20 protein-coding genes are annotated in these 21361 nt (G+C 69.3%); 14 read left to right on the forward strand and 6 right to left on the reverse strand.

Annotation, left to right across the window (positions count from 1 at the left end; all coding sequences use genetic code 11):
• The first annotated feature begins 1 nt into the window (after position 1).
• From carB to G5B56_RS01295, 3 genes are all read left to right on the forward strand, one after another.
• The gene (carB, locus tag G5B56_RS01285) at positions 2-3247 is read left to right on the forward strand and encodes a carbamoyl-phosphate synthase large subunit (RefSeq protein ID WP_164962083.1); all 3246 of its coding nucleotides are present in this window, start codon (positions 2-4) and stop codon (positions 3245-3247) included.
• Between the two features lie 84 nt (positions 3248-3331).
• Positions 3332-3808, forward strand: a complete 477-nt coding sequence (gene greA / locus G5B56_RS01290; RefSeq protein WP_164962084.1) for a transcription elongation factor GreA — start codon at positions 3332-3334, stop codon at positions 3806-3808.
• 2 nt (positions 3809-3810) lie between these two features.
• Complete coding sequence (locus G5B56_RS01295) at positions 3811-4251, forward strand: DUF4149 domain-containing protein (protein ID WP_164962085.1); 441 nt, start codon at positions 3811-3813, stop codon at positions 4249-4251.
• Here the strand turns inward: G5B56_RS01295 and G5B56_RS01300 are convergent.
• Complete coding sequence (locus G5B56_RS01300; protein WP_009857151.1) at positions 4229-4702, reverse strand: YhbY family RNA-binding protein; 474 nt, start codon at positions 4700-4702, stop codon at positions 4229-4231. The two genes, G5B56_RS01295 and G5B56_RS01300, sit on opposite strands and share 23 nt — an antisense overlap.
• Positions 4703-4723: 21 nt before the next feature.
• On the opposite strand from G5B56_RS01300, the gene G5B56_RS01305 reads away from it, so the two are divergent.
• The 4 genes from G5B56_RS01305 to glmM all read left to right on the forward strand — a co-directional run bounded on the left by G5B56_RS01305 (position 4724) and on the right by glmM (position 9939).
• Entirely contained in the window at positions 4724-5404 is a 681-nt protein-coding gene (locus G5B56_RS01305) for an RlmE family RNA methyltransferase (RefSeq protein ID WP_029718806.1), read from the forward strand.
• 140 nt (positions 5405-5544) lie between these two features.
• On the forward strand, positions 5545-7449 hold the full coding sequence (gene ftsH / locus G5B56_RS01310; protein WP_009857153.1) for an ATP-dependent zinc metalloprotease FtsH: 1905 nt from the start codon (positions 5545-5547) through the stop codon (positions 7447-7449).
• A 235-nt stretch (positions 7450-7684) separates the two neighbouring features.
• Positions 7685-8542, forward strand: a complete 858-nt coding sequence (gene folP, locus G5B56_RS01315; RefSeq protein WP_164962086.1) for a dihydropteroate synthase — start codon at positions 7685-7687, stop codon at positions 8540-8542.
• Between the two features lie 62 nt (positions 8543-8604).
• On the forward strand, positions 8605-9939 hold the full coding sequence (gene glmM, locus G5B56_RS01320) for a phosphoglucosamine mutase (protein ID WP_009857155.1): 1335 nt from the start codon (positions 8605-8607) through the stop codon (positions 9937-9939).
• Between the two features lie 78 nt (positions 9940-10017).
• Here the strand turns inward: glmM and G5B56_RS01325 are convergent, their stop codons facing one another.
• Positions 10018-10509 carry a fasciclin domain-containing protein gene (locus G5B56_RS01325; protein ID WP_009857156.1) on the reverse strand — a complete coding sequence of 164 codons (492 nt, stop codon included), beginning with the start codon at positions 10507-10509 and terminating at the stop codon, positions 10018-10020.
• A gap of 194 nt (positions 10510-10703) precedes the next feature.
• Here G5B56_RS01325 and pstS point away from each other — a divergent pair, with 194 nt between their 5' ends.
• From pstS to phoR, 7 genes are all read left to right on the forward strand, one after another.
• The gene (gene pstS / locus G5B56_RS01330) at positions 10704-11744 is read left to right on the forward strand and encodes a phosphate ABC transporter substrate-binding protein PstS (protein WP_164962087.1); all 1041 of its coding nucleotides are present in this window, start codon (positions 10704-10706) and stop codon (positions 11742-11744) included.
• Between the two features lie 88 nt (positions 11745-11832).
• On the forward strand, positions 11833-12810 hold the full coding sequence (gene pstC, locus G5B56_RS01335) for a phosphate ABC transporter permease PstC (RefSeq protein WP_009857158.1): 978 nt from the start codon (positions 11833-11835) through the stop codon (positions 12808-12810).
• Positions 12807-13676 (forward strand): phosphate ABC transporter permease PstA, encoded by an 870-nt coding sequence (gene pstA / locus G5B56_RS01340; RefSeq protein WP_009857159.1) that lies wholly within the window; start codon positions 12807-12809, stop codon positions 13674-13676. The genes pstC and pstA overlap by 4 nt, the downstream gene beginning before the upstream one ends.
• Positions 13677-13687: 11 nt before the next feature.
• Positions 13688-14473 (forward strand): phosphate ABC transporter ATP-binding protein PstB, encoded by a 786-nt coding sequence (pstB, locus tag G5B56_RS01345; protein ID WP_009857160.1) that lies wholly within the window; start codon positions 13688-13690, stop codon positions 14471-14473.
• A gap of 25 nt (positions 14474-14498) precedes the next feature.
• Positions 14499-15206 (forward strand): phosphate signaling complex protein PhoU, encoded by a 708-nt coding sequence (gene phoU / locus G5B56_RS01350; protein WP_009857161.1) that lies wholly within the window; start codon positions 14499-14501, stop codon positions 15204-15206.
• Positions 15207-15222: 16 nt separating this feature from the next.
• Positions 15223-15936 (forward strand): phosphate regulon transcriptional regulator PhoB, encoded by a 714-nt coding sequence (phoB, locus tag G5B56_RS01355; protein WP_009857162.1) that lies wholly within the window; start codon positions 15223-15225, stop codon positions 15934-15936.
• Positions 15937-15942: 6 nt separating this feature from the next.
• On the forward strand, positions 15943-17286 hold the full coding sequence (gene phoR, locus G5B56_RS01360) for a phosphate regulon sensor histidine kinase PhoR (RefSeq protein WP_029718805.1): 1344 nt from the start codon (positions 15943-15945) through the stop codon (positions 17284-17286).
• Here the strand turns inward: phoR and G5B56_RS01365 are convergent.
• The 4 genes from G5B56_RS01365 to trxA all read right to left on the reverse strand — a co-directional run bounded on the left by G5B56_RS01365 (position 17244) and on the right by trxA (position 21236).
• A complete protein-coding gene (locus G5B56_RS01365; protein ID WP_164962088.1) occupies positions 17244-18935 on the reverse strand; it encodes a hypothetical protein in 1692 nt (563 codons plus the stop codon). The genes phoR and G5B56_RS01365 overlap by 43 nt on opposite strands.
• Before the next feature lie 97 nt (positions 18936-19032).
• Positions 19033-19293 (reverse strand): type B 50S ribosomal protein L31, encoded by a 261-nt coding sequence (locus tag G5B56_RS01370; RefSeq protein WP_009857167.1) that lies wholly within the window; start codon positions 19291-19293, stop codon positions 19033-19035.
• Between the two features lie 153 nt (positions 19294-19446).
• Positions 19447-20712, reverse strand: a complete 1266-nt coding sequence (rho, locus tag G5B56_RS01375) for a transcription termination factor Rho (RefSeq protein WP_009857168.1) — start codon at positions 20710-20712, stop codon at positions 19447-19449.
• Between the two features lie 194 nt (positions 20713-20906).
• Positions 20907-21236: a thioredoxin TrxA gene (trxA, locus tag G5B56_RS01380; RefSeq protein WP_009857169.1), complete on the reverse strand. Its 330-nt coding sequence runs from the start codon at positions 21234-21236 to the stop codon at positions 20907-20909.
• Positions 21237-21361 lie beyond the last annotated feature (125 nt).

The raw sequence follows: 21361 nt of genomic DNA on the forward strand, positions 1-21361 counted from the left end.
CATGCCCAAGCGCAACGACATCCACAAGATCCTCATCATCGGCGCCGGCCCGATCATCATCGGCCAGGCCTGCGAGTTCGACTATTCCGGCGCCCAGGCCTGCAAGGCGCTGCGCGAGGAGGGCTACAAGGTCATCCTCGTCAACAGCAACCCGGCGACGATCATGACCGACCCGGAGATGGCCGATGTCACCTACATCGAGCCCATCACCTGGCAGGTCGTCGAGAAGATCATCGCCAAGGAGCGCCCCGACGCGATCCTGCCGACGATGGGCGGCCAGACGGCGCTGAACTGCGCGCTGGATCTGCACCGCCATGGCGTGCTCGCCAAGTACGGCGTCGAGATGATCGGCGCCAACGAGCACGCGATCGAGAAGGCCGAAGACCGCATGAAGTTCAAGGACGCGATGACGGCCATCGGGCTGGAATCGGCCAAGAGCGGCATCGCGCACAGCATGGAGGAAGCGCTCGCGGTGCAGCGGCGCATCCAGTCCGAGATCGGCGGCACGGGCTTCCCGATGGTCATCCGCCCGAGCTTCACGATGGGCGGCACCGGTGGCGGCATCGCCTACAACCCGGAGGAGTTCGAGGAGATCTGCAAGCGCGGCCTCGACCTTTCGCCGACCAAGGAACTGCTCATCGAGGAGTCGCTGATCGGCTGGAAGGAGTACGAGATGGAAGTCGTCCGCGACCGTGCGGACAACTGCATCATCGTCTGCTCCATCGAGAACCTCGACCCGATGGGCATCCACACCGGTGACTCGATCACCGTGGCGCCCGCGCAGACGCTGACCGACAAGGAATACCAGCTGATGCGCAACGCGTCGATCGCGATCCTGCGCGAGATCGGCGTCGACACCGGCGGCTCCAACGTCCAGTTCTCGGTCAATCCGAACAATGGCCGCCTGATCGTCATCGAGATGAACCCGCGTGTGTCGCGTTCGTCGGCGCTGGCGTCCAAGGCCACCGGCTTCCCGATCGCCAAGGTCGCGGCCAAGCTGGCTGTCGGCTACACGCTCGACGAGCTGAAGAACGACATCACCGGCGGCGCGACGCCGGCCAGCTTCGAGCCCTCGATCGACTACGTCGTCACCAAGATCCCGCGCTTCGCGTTCGAGAAGTTCCCCGCCGCCGACCCGCACCTGACGACGCAGATGAAGTCCGTCGGCGAGGTGATGGCGATGGGCCGCACCTTCCAGGAGAGCTTCCAGAAGGCGCTGCGCGGCCTGGAGACCGGCATCGACGGCCTGACCGAGCGCAGCACCGACCGCGACGAGATCGTCGACGAGATCGGCAACGTCGGCCCCGAGCGCATCCTGTTCCTGGCCGACGCCTTTCGCATCGGCATGACGCTGGACGAGGTCTTCGAGGAGACCGCGGTCGACCCGTGGTTCCTGGCCCAGATCCAGGACCTGGTGGCCACCGAGCAGCAGGTCGCCGCGCGTGCCGACCTGGCCGCGCTGTCGGCCGCCGAACTGCGCTGGCTGAAGGCCAAGGGCTTCTCCGACAAGCGTCTGGCCAAGCTGCTGGGCACGAACCAGCACGCGGTGCGCGCGCGCCGCCACGAACTGGGCGTGCGCCCGGTCTACAAGCGCGTGGACACCTGCGCCGCCGAGTTCGCGACGCAGACCGCCTACATGTACTCCACGTACGACGAGGAGTGCGAGGCCGAGCCCACCGACAAGAAGAAGATCATGGTGCTCGGCGGCGGCCCCAACCGCATCGGCCAGGGCATCGAGTTCGACTACTGCTGCGTGCACGCGGCGCTGGCGATGCGCGAGGACGGGTACGAGACCATCATGGTCAACTGCAACCCGGAGACCGTGTCGACCGACTACGACACCAGCGACCGCCTGTACTTCGAGCCCGTGACGCTGGAAGACGTGCTGGAGATCGTCGACAAGGAAAAGCCGGTCGGCGTCATCGTCCAGTACGGCGGCCAGACGCCGCTGAAGCTGGCGCTGGACCTCGAGCGCGCCGGCGTGCCGATCATCGGCACGACGCCCGACTCGATCGACATCGCCGAGGACCGCGAGCGCTTCCAGAAGCTGCTGCACGAGCTCGGCCTGAAGCAGCCGCCCAACCGCACCGCGCGCACCGAGGAGCAGGCGCTGGCGCTGGCCCACGAGATCGGCTATCCGCTGGTCGTGCGCCCGAGCTACGTGCTCGGCGGCCGCGCGATGGAGATCGTGCACGGCGACAAGGACCTCGAGCGCTACATGCGCGAGGCGGTCAAGGTCAGCGACAAGAGCCCGGTGCTGCTCGACCGCTTCCTCGACGACGCCGTCGAGGTCGACGTCGACTGCATCGCCGACGCGACGGGCAAGGTGCTGATCGGCGGCATCATGGAACACGTCGAGGCCGCCGGCATCCACAGCGGCGATTCGGCCTGCTCGCTGCCGCCGTACTCGCTGTCGCCGGCGCTGCAGGACGAGATGCGCCGCCAGGCCGCGGCGATGGCCAAGGCGCTGGGCGTCGTCGGCCTGATGAACACCCAGTTCGCCGTCCAGGGCGAGGGCGACGACGCCGTCGTCTACGTGCTCGAGGTGAACCCGCGTGCCTCGCGCACCGTGCCCTTCGTCAGCAAGGCCACCGGCCGCCCGCTGGCCAAGATCGCCGCGCGCTGCATGGCCGGGCGGTCGCTGGACGAGCAGGGCATCGGCGAGGAGATCGTGCCGCCGTTCTTCAGCGTCAAGGAAGCGGTCTTCCCGTTCAACAAGTTCCCCGGCGTCGACCCGATCCTCGGCCCGGAGATGCGCTCGACCGGCGAGGTGATGGGCGTCGGCAGGACCTTCGGCGAGGCGATGCTGAAGAGCCAGCTCGGCGCCGGTTCGCGCCTGCCCGAGAAGGGCACGGTCGTCATCACGGTGAAGAACAGCGACAAGCAGCGCGCCGTGAAGGTCGCCGCCGATCTGGTCGACCTCGGCTACGAGGTGCTCGCCACCAAGGGCACGGCGCAGGCGATCGCCGACGCCGGCGTGCCGGTGAAGCTCGTCAACAAGGTCAAGGACGGCCGCCCGCACATTGCCGACAAGGTCAAGGCCGGCGAGGTGCAGCTGGTCTTCACGACGGTGGACGAAACGCGCACGGCGATTGCAGATTCGCGTTATATCCGTACGGCGGCTCTGGCCAATCGTGTCACCTATTACACGACGATGGCCGGCAGCGAGGCGGCCACCGAGGCGCTGAAGCACCAGGATGACCTCGAAGTGCTTTCGCTGCAGGAATTGCACGCGGAACTGAATTAGACTCCGGCCCTTCGCTGATCCGCCGCAGGCGCCCGACCGGGCCCCTGCGGCGGATTCACTTTGTCCGAACACAAGACGCTCACCATGGCCACCATCCCCCTGACCCGGCGCGGCGCCGAAAAGCTGAAGGAAGAACTGCAACGCCTGAAGACCGTCGAGCGCCATGCGGTCATCCAGGCCATCGCCGAGGCTCGTGCCCAGGGCGACCTGTCCGAGAACGCCGAGTACGACGCGGCCAAGGACAAGCAGGGCTTCATCGAAGGCCGGATCAAGGAGCTCGAGGGCAAGCTCGCCGCGGCCCAGGTCATCGACCCGTCGGCGCTGGACGCCGGCGGCAAGGTCGTCTTCGGCGCCACGGTCGACCTCGCCGACGAGGACACCGGGGCCGAGGTCACCTACCAGATCGTCGGTGACGACGAGGCCGACCTGAAGGAGGGCCGCATCTCGATCAGCAGCCCGATCGCGCGCGCGCTGATCGGCAAGATGGCCGGCGACGTCGCCGAGGTGCAGGCGCCGGGCGGCGTCAGGCACTGGGAGATCGTCGAGGTGAAGTACATCTGACGATGGCGCTGCAGCGCTGGCGTCGCCTGCTGCCGGGCCTGTGGGCCGGCTGGCTGCTGTGCGTCGCGCTGCTGGCGACGCCGGCGGGGTTCGCGCTGCTGCCGCAGGCCGACGCCGGCCGGCTGGCCGCGCGCATGCTGGCGCAGGAAGCCTATACCAGCCTCGCGCTGGGCGTCGTGATGGTGCTGCTGGAGCGTGCCTGCGTGCGGCGTGATGGCGGCGCGCAGTTCTCGTGGGGCTTCGGCCTGGCGCTGGGTGCGATCTTCTGCACCGTCGCCGGCTACTTCGTCATCCAGCCGATGATGCCGGCGGCGCGCCTGGGGCAGGGGCCGTTGTCGTTCGGCGCCCTGCATGCGATCAGCAGCGCGTTCTACGCGCTCAAGTGCATCCTCGTGATGGTGCTGGCCTGGCGCGCGACGCTCAGTCCGAGACCTTCTTCTTGACGCTGGTGGCGCGCGGCTTCACGCGCTTGATCTGGCCGCCGGCGGTGACCCGCTGGTTGCCATAGACCTTGACCTTCGTGACCGTCGCGCGGTGGTTGCCGCTCTTGGAGAACTTGACCAGCTTGACGACACGCGGCCCCGGCTTGCGGTCCTCGCGCTCGGTCTTCTCCTTGGCCGGGATCGGGCGCCACAGCACCAGCAGCTTGCCGATCTGCTGCACCGGCGCGGCGTTCAGCTCGCCGGCCAGCTGGGCCATCATCGCCGCACGGGCGTTGCGGTCGTCGGAGAAGATGCGGACCTTGATCAGTCCGTGGGCGTTCAGCGCCGCGTCGGTCTCCTTGACCACCGCGGGGGTCAGGCCGTCGGCTCCGATCAGGACGACCGGGTCGAGGTGGTGGGCGTCGGCGCGGTGTTGCTTGCGCTCGGCAGGCGTGAGTTCAATGGCGGGCATCGCCGTATTATCGACCGACGAATGAAATCATCGAAGAGCAAACGCGTCAATCGAGCCTGGCTGCACGATCACCTGACCGATCCGTACGTGAAGGCAGCCCAGCGCGACGGCTATCGTTCGCGTGCCGCCTACAAGCTCAAGGAGATCGACGAGGCCCTCGGGCTGATCAAGCCCGGCCAGGTGGCCGTCGACCTGGGTGCCACGCCCGGCGCCTGGAGCCAGTACCTGCGCCGCCGCTTCGCACCCGAAGGCGCCGCGGCGGGCGCGCTCGACGGCACGATCATCGCGCTGGACATCCTCGACTTCGAGCCGATCGAAGGCGTCACCTTCCTGCAGGGCGACTTCCGCGAGGACGAGGTCGCCGCCCGCCTGGCCGCCGAGCTCGCCGGCCGTCCGGTCGACATCGTCGTCTCGGACATGGCGCCCAACCTGTCGGGCATTCCGGTGTCGGACGCGGCGCGCATCGCGCACCTGGTGGAACTGGCGGTCGAGTTCGCGCTCCAGCACCTCAAGCCCGAAGGGGCGCTGGTCTGCAAGGCCTTCCACGGCAGCGGCTACAGCCAGCTCGTCAAGCTCTTCAAGGACAGCTTTCGCGTCGTCAAGCCGATCAAGCCCAAGGCCTCGCGCGACAAGTCGGCCGAGACCTTTCTGGTCGGCATCGGCCCCAAGAACGGCAAGGGCGTCGCCGACAGCGGAAAATGACGCTGTCCGGTGGTGTTTCACCCGGTTTTTCTCGTCCAGGCCCATACCCTTGTGTCGAATAGAATGATCCCCACCTACCGTGGAATTCGGTTGGCCCGCGTGGTGGCCTTCCGCGCCGTTGAACTGGAGAAGGAGCCGCGGTGAACAATCAGTGGTTTTCCAAGGTCGCCGTCTGGCTGGTGATCGCCCTCGTGCTCTTCACCGTCTTCAAGCAGTTCGACCGGGGGGCGGCGGCGGGCAACCAGATCGGCTACTCCGACTTCCTCGAGGAAGTGCGCAGCAAGCGCATCAAGTCGGTCACGCTGCAGGAGAACCCCGGCGGCGGCACCGAGATCATCGCGACGACGACGGACGACAAGCGCCTGCGCAGCACGGCGACCTACCTTGATCGCGGCCTCGTCGGCGACCTGATCAACAACGGCATCAAGTTCGACGTCAAGCCGCGCGAGGAGCCCTCGGTGCTGATGAGCATCCTCGTCAGCTGGGGCCCGATGCTGCTGCTGATCGGCGTCTGGGTGTACTTCATGCGCCAGATGCAGGGCGGCGGCAAGGGCGGCGCCTTCAGCTTCGGCAAGAGCAAGGCGCGCATGCTCGACGAGGCCAACAACTCGACCACCTTCGCCGACGTCGCCGGCTGCGACGAGGCCAAGGAAGAGGTCAAGGAACTCGTCGACTTCCTGAAGGACCCGCAGAAGTTCCAGAAGCTGGGCGGGCGCATCCCGCGCGGCGTGCTGCTGGTCGGCCCTCCGGGAACCGGCAAGACGCTGCTGGCCAAGGCCATCGCCGGCGAGGCCAAGGTGCCGTTCTTCAGCATCTCCGGCTCCGACTTCGTCGAGATGTTCGTCGGCGTCGGCGCGGCGCGTGTGCGCGACATGTTCGAGCAGGCGAAGAAGAGCGCGCCCTGCATCATCTTCATCGACGAGATCGACGCCGTCGGCCGCCACCGCGGTGCCGGCCTGGGCGGCGGCAACGACGAGCGCGAGCAGACGCTGAACCAGATGCTCGTCGAGATGGACGGCTTCGAGACCAACCTCGGCGTCATCGTGATGGCGGCCACCAACCGGCCCGACATCCTTGACCCGGCGCTGCTGCGCCCGGGCCGTTTCGACCGCCAGGTCTACGTGACGCTGCCCGACGTGCGCGGCCGCGAGCAGATCCTCAACGTGCACATGCGCAAGGTGCCGGTCGGCCAGGACATCCGTGCCGACATCCTGGCACGCGGCACGCCGGGCTTCTCCGGTGCCGACCTGGCCAACCTGGTCAACGAGGCGGCCCTCTTCGCTGCGCGCCGCAACGGCCGCGTCGTCGAGATGGTCGACTTCGAGAAGGCCAAGGACAAGATCATGATGGGCCCCGAGCGCAAGTCCATGGTCATGCCCGAGGAGGAGCGCAAGAACACCGCCTACCACGAGGCCGGCCACGCGCTCGTCGCGCGCCTGCTGCCCAAGACCGACCCGGTGCACAAGGTGACGATCATCCCGCGCGGCCGTGCGCTGGGCGTGACGATGCAGTTGCCCGAAGGCGACCGCTACAGCATGGACAAGGAGCGCATGCTGTCGACGATCTCGGTGCTGTTCGGCGGCCGCATCGCCGAAGAGGTGTTCATGAACCAGATGACCACCGGCGCCAGCAACGACTTCGAGCGTGCGACGCAGATCGCGCGCGACATGGTCACGCGCTACGGCATGACCGACGAGCTGGGCCCGATGGTCTATGCCGAGAACGAAGGCGAGGTCTTCCTCGGCCGTTCGGTGACCAAGACGACGACGATGTCCGAGGAGACCATGCGCAAGGTCGACGAGGTCATCCGCCGCATCATCGACGAGCGCTACGTCGTTGCGCGCAAGCTGATCGAGGACCACCAGGACAAGATGCACTCGATGGCCCAGGCGCTGCTCGAGTGGGAGACGATCGACGCCGAGCAGATCGACGACATCATGTCCGGCAAGCCGCCGCGCCCGCCGAAGGACTGGACGCCGTCGGCCAACAAGGGCGGCGGCACCACGCCGCCGGCGCATCCGGACGGCACGCCGGCGACGGTCTGAGCTCGCACGACGCCGGGAACGCGGGGCCTTCGGGCCCCGCGTTCGTTTCCGCTGAGCGCCGGCATTCGGGGTCAGGTCTCACGAGACCTGACCCCAGCTGAAGAACGGGGTCAGGTCTCGTGAGACCTGACCCCTGAGTTCGGCCGAGACCTGACCCCTGAGTTCGGCGGCCCGTCCCGCCTCCGCGCCACCAAGGCACACTGCCTCTCTCGACGACTCAACCGCTCCACCCAGGATGTCCGCTTCCGCCACCGTCTGGCAGACCGCACGTTTCCGCATCGACCTGTCGCGCCCGCGCGTGATGGGCATCGTCAACGCCACGCCCGACTCGTTCTCCGATGGCGGGCGCTACCGTGACGCCGACGCGGCCCGGGCGCACTGCGACGCGCTGGTCGAGCAGGGCGTCGACATCCTGGACATCGGCGGCGAGTCCACCCGGCCCGGCTCGGTGGCGCCCGACGTCGACGAGGAACTGGCGCGCGTGCTGCCCGTGGTGCGCCACGCCGTGACGCTGGGCGTTCCGGTCTCGGTCGACACGAGCAGCCCGGAGGTCATGCGCGCGGTGCTGGCGGCCGGGGCGGACATCGTCAACGACGTGCGCTCGCTGCTGCGCCCCGGTGCCCTCGAGGCGGTGGCGGCGCACCCGACGGCCGGCGTCTGCGTCATGCACATGCGCGGCGAGCCGGCCACGATGCAGTCGCTGACCGACTACGACGACGTCGTCGCCGAGGTCGCCGGCTTCCTGCGCGAGCGGGCGGCCGCGCTGGAGGCCGCCGGCATCGCGCGCGAGCGCATCGCCGCGGACCCCGGCGTCGGCTTCGCGAAGACCGCCGCGCACAACCTCGAACTGCTGGCGCGCCAGCGCGAGCTGCTGGACCTGCAGATGCCGCTGCTGGTCGGCTGGTCGCGCAAGGGCACGCTCGGCCAGCTGACCGGCCGGCCGGCCGGCGAGCGCCTGGCGGCCAGCGTCGCCGCGGCGCTGATGGCCGTCGAACGCGGGGCGCGCATCGTGCGCGTGCACGACGTCGGCGCCACCGTCGATGCGCTCAAGGTCTGGTCGGCGGTGGCCTGCTGCCGCCGCCCGGCCGCCTGAGCTGGCTCAAATCCACGCTTGCGGGGGCGCCGGGCGCCGCCGCCAACCGCGACAATCACCCCATGAGCAGAACCTATTTCGGCACCGACGGCATCCGCGGCACCGTCGGCCGCGCCCCGATCACGCCGGACTTCATGCTGCGCCTGGGCCACGCGGTCGGCCGCGTGTTGCGCCGCAGCAGCGCACGCCCGACGGTGCTCGTCGGCAAGGACACCCGCATCTCGGGCTACATGATCGAGTCGGCGCTGGAAGCCGGCTTTGCCTCGGCCGGTGTCGACGTGCTGCTGAGCGGCCCGCTGCCGACCCCCGGCGTCGCCTACCTGACACGCGCGCTGCGGCTGGATCTGGGCGTCGTCATCAGCGCCTCGCACAACCCGTTCGCCGACAACGGCGTCAAGTTCTTCTCCGCCGCCGGCGAGAAGCTGCCCGACGAGTGGGAACGCGAGGTCGAGGCCGCGCTGCAGGAGCCGGCGCAGTGGGTCGACTCCGCCGGTCTGGGCAAGGCGCGCCGCCTCGCCGACGCCAGCGGCCGCTACATCGAGTTCTGCAAGAGCACCGTGCCGCACAGCCTGTCGCTGCGCGGGCTGAAGATCGTCGTCGACGCCGCGCACGGCGCCGCCTACCACGTCGCCCCCGACGTCTTCCACGAGCTCGGCGCCACGGTCGTGAAGATCGGTTGCGAGCCCGACGGCCTGAACATCAACGCCGGCGTCGGCGCGACCTCGCCGAAGGCGCTGGTGGCGGCCGTCGCCGAGCACTGCGCCGACTACGGCGTGGCGCTGGACGGCGACGCCGACCGGCTGCTGATGGTCGACGCCCAGGGCCGGCTCTACAACGGCGACGAACTGCTGTACGTGCTGGCCCACGACCGCCTGACGCAGGGCCAGGTGGTGCCGGGCGTCGTCGGCACGCTGATGACCAACATCGCCGTCGAGCAGGCGCTGCAGCGCCGCGGCGTGCCGATGGTGCGCGCCAAGGTCGGCGACCGCTACGTGCTCGAGGAACTGGCCGCGCGCGGCTGGCAGCTCGGCGGCGAAGGCTCCGGCCATCTGCTGGCGCTGGACCGCCACACCACCGGTGACGGCATCGTCAGCGCGCTGCAGGTGCTGCAGGCGGTGCGTCGCGCCGGCCGGCCGCTGGCCGCGCTGCTCGAAGGCGTGGACCTGTTCCCGCAGACGCTGCTCAACGTCCGCCTGCCCGAGGGCAGCGACTGGACGCGCAACGCCGCGCTGCAGGACGTGCGCGAGACCGTCGAGCGTGAACTCGGCGACGGTGGCCGGGTGCTGATCCGCGCCTCGGGCACCGAGCCGGTGCTGCGTGTGATGGTCGAGGCGCGCGACGGCGAACTGGGCCGCCGCTGCGCCGAGCGCCTGGCCGCGGCCGCCGTGCGCGGCTGAACGCACGACGAGCCGCGGGCCGGGAGGCCGGGCGGCTCGTCATCGTGCGACAGGGCCGCCTCGGGCGGCCCTTTTCAATCACTTCTTCGGCGGCATCAGCACGCGGTCGACGACGTGGATCACGCCGTTGGTCGCCGGCACGTCGGCCTTCTGCACCAGCGCCTCGTCGACGGTGACGAAGTCGCCGGCGTGCGAGACGGCGACCTTGGCGCCCTGCAGCGTCGCGACCTGGCCGTCCTTGACCTCGGCGGCCGTCACCTTGCCCGGCAGCACGTGGTAGCCGAGCACCGACTTCAGCAGTTCCTTGTTCGTCGACAGCTCGGCCATGGTCTTGGCCGGGACGGCCTTGAAGGCCTCGTCGCTGGGCGCGAAGACGGTGTACGGGCCGGCGCCGCGCAGCGTGTCGGCGAGGCCGGCTTCCTGGATCAGGCGGTTCAGCGTCGACAGCTCGGGCGTGCGCGCCGCGGTGTCGGCGATCGTCGTCGGCGCCGGCGTGGTGGCGCAACCGGCGAGCCAGGCCGAGGCGGTCAGCGCCAGGGCGCCGAGAAAGAGGCGGGGAGTGCGGGTCATCGAAAGGTCTCCGGTCTGAAGGGAAATCGTCCGGCGCAAGGCTAGGCGGCGTTCGTGACGTTCCCGTGACCTCCGCGTGACGGGATCGCGTCGATGACAGTCCTTTCGGCAGGTGTCACAGCGCCGTCACGAAGCCTTTCTAGAGTCCAGCCCGAACGTCAGGACCTCACCCCACCCTCCACAAGGTGCAATCGATGACTCTGAATCTGTCCCGCGGTATCGCGCTGGCCGCCACGATGGCGCTCGGCACCTCCTTCGCCTGGGCCCAGGACGTGACCGGCGCCGGCGCCTCGTTCCCCGCCCCGATCTACGCCAAGTGGGCCGACGCCTACAACAAGGCCACCGGCGTGCGCATCAACTACCAGTCGGTGGGCTCGGGTGCCGGCATGCGCCAGATCCGCGGCAAGACCGTCGACTTCGGCGCCAGCGACGCACCGCTGGCCGACGCCGAGCTCGCCAAGGACGGCCTGATCCAGTTCCCGACGGTGATCGGCGGCGTCGTGCCGGTGGTCAACGTCGCCGGCATCAAGCCGGGCCAGCTCAAGCTCACCGGCCAGGTGCTGGGCGACATCTACCTGGGCAAGGTCCAGAAGTGGAACGACCCGGCGATCGCCGCGCTGAACCCGGGCGTGTCGCTGCCCGACTCGAAGATCGCCCCGGTGCGCCGCGCCGACGGCTCCGGCACCAGCTTCCTGTTCACCAACTACCTGTCGAAGGTGAACGCCGAGTGGAAGGCCAAGGTCGGCGAAGGCACGGCCGTGAACTGGCCGACCGGCGCCGGCGGCAAGGGCAACGAAGGCGTCTCGGCCTTCGTGCAGCGCCTGCCGAACTCGATCGGCTACGTCGAATACGCCTACGCCAAGCAGAACAAGATGGCGCACGTGCTGCTGAAGAACCAGGCCGGCAGCTTCGTCGCCCCGGACGACACCGCCTTCAAGGCCGCCGCCGCCGGTGCCGACTGGGCCAAGAGCTTCTATCAGGTGCTGACCGAGCAGCCCGGCAAGGACAGCTGGCCGATCACCGGCGCGACCTTCATCATGATGCACAAGGCGCAGGACAAGCCGGCCAGCGCGGCGGCCTCGCTGAAGTTCTTCGACTGGGCCTACACCAACGGCGACAAGATGGCCGAGGAACTCGACTACGTGCCGCTGCCGGCCTCGGTCAAGGACCTGATCCGCAAGCAGTGGGCGGCCGAGCTGAAGGACGGCGCCGGCAAGGCGATCGCCTTCAAGTAATCGCCTGTCCGATCGTCACGTCACCAGGGAACCGGAGCTCCTCTTGGCCGCTACACTCCCCGCGACCCCCTACGAGCAGGATCGCGACATGGCACGAGCGGCCCCGAAGGGCCAGCCGCCGCGCAAGCGGCGGGACGGTCCCTGGGCCGACGCGCTGTTCTCGGCGCTGGCCCATGGCGCCGCGCTTCTCACGCTGGCGCTGCTGGCCGGCATCATCATCTCGCTGCTGATCGGCGCTGCGCCGGCGATCCAGGAGTTCGGCCTGGGTTTCCTCTGGTCCAAGGACTGGGACCCGGTGCAGCAGAAGTTCGGCGGCCTGGTGATGATCTACGGCACGATCGCCACCTCGCTGATCGCGCTGCTGATCGCGGTGCCGGTGAGCTTCGGCATCGCGCTGTTCCTCACCGAGCTGGCGCCCAAGTGGCTGAAGCGGCCGCTGGGCACGGCCATCGAGCTGCTCGCCGCGGTGCCGTCGATCGTCTACGGCATGTGGGGTCTGCTGGTCTTCGGGCCGATCCTGGCCACCTACGTCCAGGGCCCGCTGCAGTCGCTGTTCGGCGAGGTGCCGGTGCTCGGCGCGCTGTTCAGCGGCCCGCCGGTGGGCATCGGCATCCTGTCGGCGGGGATCATCCTCGCGATCATGGTGATCCCGTTCATCGCCGCGACGATGCGCGACGTCTTCGACGTCACGCCGCCGCTGCTCAAGGAATCGGCTTACGGCCTGGGCGCGACGACCTGGGAGGTCGTCTGGAAGGTCGTGCTGCCCTACACCAAGACCGGCGTCGTCGGCGGCATCATGCTCGGCCTGGGCCGCGCGCTCGGCGAGACGATGGCCGTCACCTTCGTCATCGGCAACTTCAACCAGCTCGACTCGCTGTCGCTGTTCGAGGCCGCCAACAGCATCACCTCGGCGCTGGCCAACGAGTTCGCCGAAGCCGAGGCCGGCCTGCACCAGGCCTCGCTGATCTACCTGGGCCTCGTGCTGTTCCTCATCACCTTCGTCGTCCTGGCCTTCTCGCGCCTGCTGCTGGTGCGGCTGCGCAAGGGTGAAGGGAGCCGTTCATGAGCCTCGCCGACTCCTTCGGCGCCGGCCGCCTGGCCATGCACGCGCGGCGCAAGCGCGTCAACGTCATCGCGCTGACGCTGGCGCTGGCGGCGATGGCCTTCGGCGTCTTCTGGCTGGTCTGGATCCTCGTCGAGACCGTGCGCCTGGGCTATGCCGGGCTGACGCTGCAGGTCTTCACCGTCTCGACGCCGCCGCCGCTGGCCGAGACCGGCGGCCTGGCCAACGCCATCGTGGGCTCGCTGGTCATGGTCGGTCTGGCGACGCTGCTGGGCACGCCGATCGGCGTGCTCTGCGGCATCTACCTCTCCGAGTACGGCCAGCGCACCTGGCTGGGCCGCACCACCGAGTTCATCAACGACATCCTGCTGTCCGCGCCGTCGATCGTCATCGGCCTGTTCGTCTACTCGGCGGTGGTGGCGCACACCCGCAGCTTCTCGGCCTTCGCCGGCGTGCTGGCGCTGGCGCTGATCGTCATCCCGGTCGTCGTGCGCACGACGGCGACCATGCTCGGCCTGATCCCGAACTCGCTGCGCGAAGCCGCCTACGCGCTGGGCACGCCGAAGTGGAAGGTCATCGCCTCGGTGACGCTGAAGGCCTCGCTGGCCGGCGTCGTCACCGGCGTGCTGCTGGCGCTGGCGCGCATCTCCGGCGAGACCGCACCGCTGCTGTTCACCGCGCTGTCCAACCAGTTCTTCACGCTGGACGTCAGCCAGCCGATGGCCAGCCTGCCGGTGACGATCTTCAAGTTCGCGATGAGCCCCTACGAGAACTGGCAGAAGCTCGCGTGGGCCGGCGTCTTCCTCATCACGCTGGGCGTGCTCGGGCTGAACATCCTCGCCCGCGTGCTGTTCCGCAACAAGCAATAAGGCTCTCCGCGATGGACCGACCCGTCGACCTGCCGACCACCGAGAAGGTCAAGATCTCGGTGCGCGACCTGAACTTCTATTACGGCAACTTCCATGCGTTGAAGCGCATCAACCTCGACATCCCCGAGCGCAAGGTCACGGCCTTCATCGGCCCGTCGGGCTGCGGCAAGAGCACGCTGCTGCGCACCTTCAACCGCATGTTCGAGCTCTACCCGGAGCAGCGCGCCGAGGGCGAGATCCTGCTCGACGGCGAGAACATCCTCGGCAGCAAGACCGACGTCTCGCTGATCCGCGCCAAGGTCGGCATGGTGTTCCAGAAGCCGACGCCGTTCCCGATGTCGATCTACGACAACATCGCCTTCGGCGTGCGGCTGTTCGAGTCGCTGCCGCGCGTCGAGATGGACGAGCGTGTCGAGTGGGCGCTGAAGAAGGCGGCGCTGTGGAACGAGGTCAAGGACAAGCTCGGCCAGAGCGGCGCCGGCCTCTCGGGCGGCCAGCAGCAGCGGCTGTGCATCGCGCGCGGCATCGCCATCAAGCCCGAGGTGCTGCTGCTCGACGAACCCTGCTCGGCGCTGGACCCGATCTCCACCGGCAAGATCGAGGAGCTGATCCACGAGCTCAAGGCCGACTACACGGTGATGATCGTCACCCACAACATGCAGCAGGCGGCGCGCTGCTCCGACTACACCGCCTACATGTACCTCGGCGACCTGGTCGAGTTCGGCGCCACGACCGACATCTTCATGAAGCCGAAGAAGAAGGACACCGAGGACTACATCACCGGCCGCTTCGGTTGATGCCCCCCGCGTCGAGGACCCGACCATGACCGACAAACACCTTTCGACGCAATTCGACGCCGAGCTCAGCGGTATCTCCAACCGCGTGCTGGAGATGGGCGGCCTCGTCGAGGCCCAGGTCGCGCAGGCGATCTACGCGCTGACGCAGTTCAGCGGCGAGACCGCCTCGCAGGTGCTGCAGCAGGAGGAGCGGGTCAACCAGTTCGAGGTCGAGATCGACCGCGACCTGTCGGCGATCATCGCCCGCCGCCAGCCGACCGCGCGCGACCTGCGCCTGCTGATCGCCGTCAGCCGCACGATCGGCAACCTCGAGCGTGTCGGCGACGAAGCCGCGCGCATCGCGCGCACCGTGCAGCGCCTGATCAACACCGGCGTCTCCAGCCGGCTGCGCCTGCCGGTGGCCGACCTGGACTTCGAGGCCAACCTGGCGCTCGCCCAGCTGCGCAAGGCCCTCGACGCCTTTGCCCGCCTGGACACCGCGCGTGCGCTCGAGGTGCTCAAGCAGGACGACCAGATCGACCAGGAGTTCGACGGCCTGCTGCGCAAGCTGATCACCTACATGATGGAAGACCCGCGCACGATCTCCTCGAGCATCGACCTGGTCTTCGTCGCCAAGGCCATCGAGCGGGTGGGCGACCACGCCAAGAACCTCGCCGAAGCCATCATCTACGTCGTCAAGGGCACGGACGTGCGGCACGCCTCGGTCGAGGCGGTCGAGAACGTCGTGCGCTGAGGCACAAGGAGGCACGATGAGCCACGTTCTCGTCGTCGAAGACGAATCGGCGATCGCCGAACTCATCTCGATCAACCTGCGCCACGCCGGCTACGAGGTCACGGTCGCCGCCACGGCCGACCAGGCCCAGGCCGCCGTCGACCGCGTGCTGCCCGACCTGGTGCTCGTCGACTGGATGCTGCCCGGCCAGAGCGGGCTGCAGCTGGCGCGCCGCTGGCGTGCCGAGACGCGCACGCGCGAGATCCCGATCATCATGCTGACGGCGCGCAACGAGGAGGCCGACAAGATCGCCGGCCTCGACGCCGGCGCCGACGACTACCTGACCAAGCCGTTCTCGCCGAAGGAGCTGCTGGCGCGCATGCGTGCCGTGCTGCGGCGCAAGGCGCCCGAGGCGCTGGACAGCCCGGTCGAGGTCGCCGGCCTGCGCCTGGACCCGGCCACGCGCCGCGTCACGCGCCGCGTCGACGGCGAGCTGCGCGAGGTCAAGATGGGCCCGACCGAGTTCCGCCTGCTGCACTTCCTGATGACGCACCCCGAGCGTGTGCACAGCCGCGCGCAGCTGCTCGACCGCGTCTGGGGCGACCACGTGTTCATCGAGGAGCGCACGGTCGACGTGCACGTCAAGCGCCTGCGCGAGGCGCTGGCGCCGGCGCAGTGTTCGGCGCTGATCGAGACCGTGCGTGGTGCGGGCTACCGCATGACGCAGCAGCTGGGCAGCGTCGCCGCCTGATCCCTCATGGGTGCACTGCTGTCGCGCGCCGTCTGGGCGATGCTCGCCGGCGCGCTCGGTGCGCTGGTCGGTGACGTCGTCGGGCGCTCCGTCGGCCAGCCCGGCCTGGGCGCGCCGCTGGGCGCCGCCTTCTTCGCTGCGCTGGCGGCCGCGGTCGAGGGCTGGCGCGGCCGGCGTCTGCTGGGCTGGCTGCGCGGCGACCAGGCGCGTGGCGCGCCGCGCGATACCGGTTTCTGGGGTGAGCTCGGCTACCGGGTCGAGCGCGCGCTGCGCCAGCGCGAGGCGCAGATCGAACGCGAGCGCGAGCGCCTGGAGCAGTTCCTGTCGGCGATCGAGGCTTCGCCCAACGGCGTCATGCTGCTCGACGCCGGCGGCCAGATCGAGTGGTGCAACTCGGTGGCCGCCGACCACTTCGGCCTCGACCCGGTGCGCGACCGGCGCCAGCGCGTCACCAACCTCGTGCGCCAGCCGGCCTTCGTGCAGTTCCTGCAGGCCGGCGACTTCTCCGACACGCTGTCCCTCGTCGACCCGCTGGGCCGGCGCAGCTTCTCGGTCATCGTGCGCGAGTACGGCGAAGGCCTGCGCCTGGTGCTGTCGCTGGACGTCACCGAGCGCGAACGGGCCGACGCGATGCGGCGCGACTTCGTCGCCAACGTCTCGCACGAGATCCGCACGCCGCTGACGGTGCTCGCCGGCTTCGTCGAGACCATGGCCTCGCTGCCGCTGACGCCGGTCGAGCGCGAGCGTGTGCTCAAGCTGATGGCGCAGCAGACCGACCGCATGCAGGCCCTGGTGGCCGACCTGCTGACGCTGGCGCAGCTCGAAGGCAGCCCGCGGCCGCCGCCGGACCGCTGGTCATCGGTGTCCGCGCTGCTGCGCCGCGCCGAGGCCGACGGCCGCGCGCTGTCGGCCGGCCGCCACGAGATCGACGCCGCCGGCGGCGAGGACTTCGAGATCGCCGGCAGCGAGACCGAGCTGCTCAGCGCGATCGGCAACCTCGTCGGCAACGCCGTGCGCTACACGCCCGAAGGCGGCCGCATCGACCTGCGTTTTCACGCCCGCGACGACGGCAGCGCCGAGATCGAGGTCGCCGACACCGGCGTCGGCATCGCGCGCGAGCACCTGCCGCGGCTGACCGAACGTTTCTACCGCGTCGACGGCAGCCGCTCGCGCGAGACCGGCGGCACCGGGCTGGGGCTGTCGATCGTCAAGCACGTCGTGCAGCGCCACGGCGGCGAGATCGACGTGCGCAGCGAGCCCGGCAAGGGCTCGTGCTTCAGGCTGGTGTTCCCGGCGGCGCGGCTGCGTCAGCGTGTCGCGGCGGCCGCCTCGCCGGCCGCGGTCGGCTGACGCCGGTACAGCGCCAGGCGTTCACCGCGGTCGTTCATGCGCTGGAAGGTGGCGACGTGCTGCCAGCCGGCCGGCGCCGGCGGCGCCTTCAGGCCCCGCACGCGGTACAGCAGATGCCCGCAGTCGCCGCCGGCGGCGTCGGGCCGGGCGTCGACGCGGTAGCGGCCGAAGACCTCCAGCGCCGCGACCGCGACCGCCGGCGCCGCCGGTGCCGCGAGGCAGCTGCCGGCGGGCAGGTGATGCTGCATCTGCTCGATCTCGGGCCGCGAGCTGCGCGCGTAGTCCAGCGGCGCACGCCACAGCGTCATCATCAGCAGCCAGCACAGCGCCACGCCGCCGGCCGGGATGACCATGCTCTTCCACAGCGCCTCGCGGTGGCGGCCGGTGCGCCAGCGCAGCAGCCACAGCCAGGCCAGCGTGCCGGCCGCGGCGAAGGCCAGCTCGACGGGTTCGAAGCGCACCGTGAAGCCCGGCACCAGGCGCAGCGCGTTGGCCGCCGGCTTGGCCGGCACGCCGGTCTGCATCGCGACATAGAAGAACCAGATCGCGACCGCCCCGAACGTGAAGAAGAACATCGAGAACCAGTCGATCGCCGCCGAGCTCGCGCGCTTGAGCGTCGGCAGCGCGAACGCCGCCAGCACCGCCAGCCCGGGGATGGCCAGCATCAGCACGCGGTCGTTCATGTTCGTGGCGATGGCCGAGACCATCGCGACGACGACCGTGACCAGCGGCACCGAGATGTGGCGGTGCGTCAGGTGGCGGCGCCACTGCCACAGCGTCCACAGCACCAGCGGCCAGGCCGGCCACAGGAACCAGGCCCACTGGCGCGCCAGCGTCACGGCGTCGTCGGCGTCGGGCCAGGAGGCGCGCCAGTGCCAGGCGCCCAGCCAGGCGGCCAGCGCCCCCGAGGTCAGCGTCGCCGCGGCCACCCAGGGCACGAAGCGGCGCACGCTGTCGTAGGCCGAGCGCCAGCAGACCAGCATGCCGCCCAGGCCGACACCCAGCGCCAGCGACGGCGCGCCGCTGCCGGCCAGCACCAGCAGCGCGGCGACGACGGCCACGCGCGGCTGCCAGCGCCGGAACGGCGCGATCGCCAGCGCGAGCATGAACAGGCCCATGCCGACCAGCTGCCCGAGCTCGGGCGTCGTCTCGTGGCCCAGCTGCAGCAGGCCCAGCGTGGCGATCAGCGCCAGCAGCGCGCCGTCGGCGATCGCGCGCGCGTAGTCCACCGGGTCCGCCTCGCCGCCGAAGGCGAAGGCCACCGGCTGCGCCGCCTGGGTGCGGGCGAGGTAGTAGGTGGTGTACCAGACCAGCACCATCGCCAGCGCCAGCAGCAGCGCGAACGGGATGCGCGCGGCGAAGGCGCCGTCGCCGAACAGCGGCCCCAGCCACTGGATCGCCAGCGCGCCCAGCCAGTGCGGCAGCAGCGCCGCGTCGGCGCCCACGCCGCCGAGTGTCGGTGACAGCCAGGTCGTGCGGCCCTCGGCGATGGCTGCCATCACGCCGTAGGCGACGAGGTCGGCGTTGCGCCAGGGGTCGCGATGGAAGACGCCCGGCAGCACGTAGGCCGCGCAGAACACCAGCAGGGCCAGCCGCGGCAGGGAGCGTGCGCCGCGCTGGGTGACGAGGGCGGGATTGGGGCTGCTCACCGGGGGACGATGATGCTTGAAGACGGCCGGAAAAAGAAAAGGCAGCCGAGGCTGCCTTGTCCTGCGGGGGCCGAGAGCCGGCCCCGGCGGGCATGCCTCACTTCTTGAGGCCGATGCGCGCGAACTTGTTGCGGAACTTCTCGACGCGGCCGCCCAGGTTGTCCACGCTCTTTTGCGTACCGGTGTAGAACGGGTGCGTCTCGCTCGTCGTTTCGAGCTTCACCAGCGGCAGTTCACGGCCGTCGTCCAGCTTGATCGTTTCCTTGGTCTGAACGCACGAACGCGTCACGAACTTGAAGCCGTTGGACAGGTCCTGGAAGCAGACCTCGCGGTAGTTCGGGTGGATGCCTTCTTTCATGGTGCCTCTCGAGTGCAGGTGTGGCAGCCACGCCGAAACATCGGCGCACTTGCCCGGTGGCGGAAAAACCGCTGATTCTAGCGTGAAACGGGGCCCCTTGGGGCCCCGTGTGCGCGCCCGGGGCGCGCGGAAGACGACGCGAGCCGGTCCGGCTCACCCGCCTCTTCGCATCATGTCGAAGAAGTCCAGGTTGTTCTTGGTCGCCTTCATCTTGTCGAGGATGAACTCCATCGCCTCGATCTCGTCCATCGGGTAGAGCAGCTTGCGCAGGATCCAGGTCTTCTGGAGGATCTCCGGCTTGAGCAGCAGCTCCTCGCGGCGGGTGCCCGACTTGTTGATCAGGATCGACGGGTAGACGCGCTTCTCGGCCATGCGGCGATCGAGGTGGATCTCGCAGTTGCCGGTGCCCTTGAACTCTTCGTAGATCACCTCGTCCATGCGGCTGCCGGTGTCGATCAGCGCGGTGCCGATGATCGTCAGCGAGCCGCCTTCCTCGACGTTGCGCGCGGCACCGAAGAAACGCTTCGGGCGCTGCAGCGCGTTGGCGTCGACGCCGCCGGTCAGCACCTTGCCCGACGAGGGCAGGACGTTGTTGTAGGCGCGGGCCAGACGGGTGATCGAGTCGAGCAGGATCACGACGTCCTTCTTCAGCTCGACCAGGCGCTTGGCGCGCTCGATCACCATCTCGGCGACCTGCACGTGGCGTGCGGCCGGCTCGTCGAAGGTCGAGCTGATGACCTCGCCGCGCACGGTGCGCAGCATCTCGGTCACTTCCTCGGGCCGCTCGTCGACGAGCAGCACGATGAGGTGCACCTCGGGGTGGTTGGCGACGATGGCGTGCGCCAGGTGCTGCATCATCACCGTCTTGCCGGTCTTGGGCTGGGCGACGAGCAGCGCGCGCTGGCCTTTGCCGATCGGGGCGATGAGGTCGATGATGCGACCGGTGATGTTCTCCTCGCCCTTGAGGTTGTCGCGCTCGAGCTTGAACTGCTCTTTCGGGAAGAGCGGCGTCAAGTTCTCGAACATGATCTTGTGCTTGCTCTCCTCCGGGGTCACGCCGTTGACGCGGTCGACCTTCACGAGGGCGAAGTAGCGCTCGCCGTCCTTGGGCACCCGCACCTCGCCTTCGACCATGTCGCCGGTGTGCAGGTTGAAGCGGCGGATCTGGCTCGGCGACAGGTAGATGTCGTCGGTCGAGGCCATGTAGCTGGCTTCGATCGAGCGCAGGAAGCCGAAGCCGTCGGGCAGGACTTCGAGCACGCCGTCGCCGAAGACCTGTTCACCGGCCTTCGCGCGCTTTTTCATGATCGCGAACATCAGCTCCTGCTTGCGCAGGCGGGCGACGTTCTCGATTTCCAGCGCTTCGCCCATCTTGATGAGCTCGGAGACGTGCTGCGCTTTCAGTTCGGACAGATGCATGGGTCGAGACCCTGGTCACGCGTGGCGCGTGCCCGTGGTCGGGGCAGGGCGCCGAGGCGTCGAGAGGCTGAAGGGGGGAGCCTGGCCCGCGAATCGCTGCCGATCAGGAGGCCGGCGGGTGAGCCGGCGGCAGCGGGGCGGGGGGCGTACCGTCGGCGCCGGCGAGCGTGCTGCTCAGGCGCCGATCGGCCGCATTATAGATGGCTGTCGATGAAGGCCGACAGTTGTGCCTTGGAAAGCGCGCCGACCTTGGTCGCGGCGAGCTGGCCGCCCTTGAAGATCATCAGCGTCGGGATGCCGCGGATGCCGAACTTGGCCGGCACTTCGCGGTTCTCGTCGACGTTCATCTTGGCGATCTGCAGGCGGCCGTCGTAGGCCGGCGCCAGTTCGTCGAGCACCGGGGCGATCATCTTGCAGGGGCCGCACCACTCGGCCCAGTAGTCGACGAGGACGGGCTTGTCGGACTGCAGGACGTCGCTGGAGAACGACGCATCGGTGACGTGCTTGATCAATTCGCTGCTCATGGGGATTGGTCTCCGGGTGCCGCGGTGAGGCCGGCAGGCGGGCGCTGGGAGGGAGGACGGCCCGCAGCGGACGGCGGGCAGGGCCGGCGGATTCTTGCACAAAGCCCCGGCGGCGCCGTGCCGCC

This window comes from Rubrivivax sp. JA1026 (assembly GCF_011065555.1).
In the GTDB taxonomy this organism is placed as follows: Bacteria; Pseudomonadota; Gammaproteobacteria; order Burkholderiales; family Burkholderiaceae_C; genus Rubrivivax; species Rubrivivax benzoatilyticus.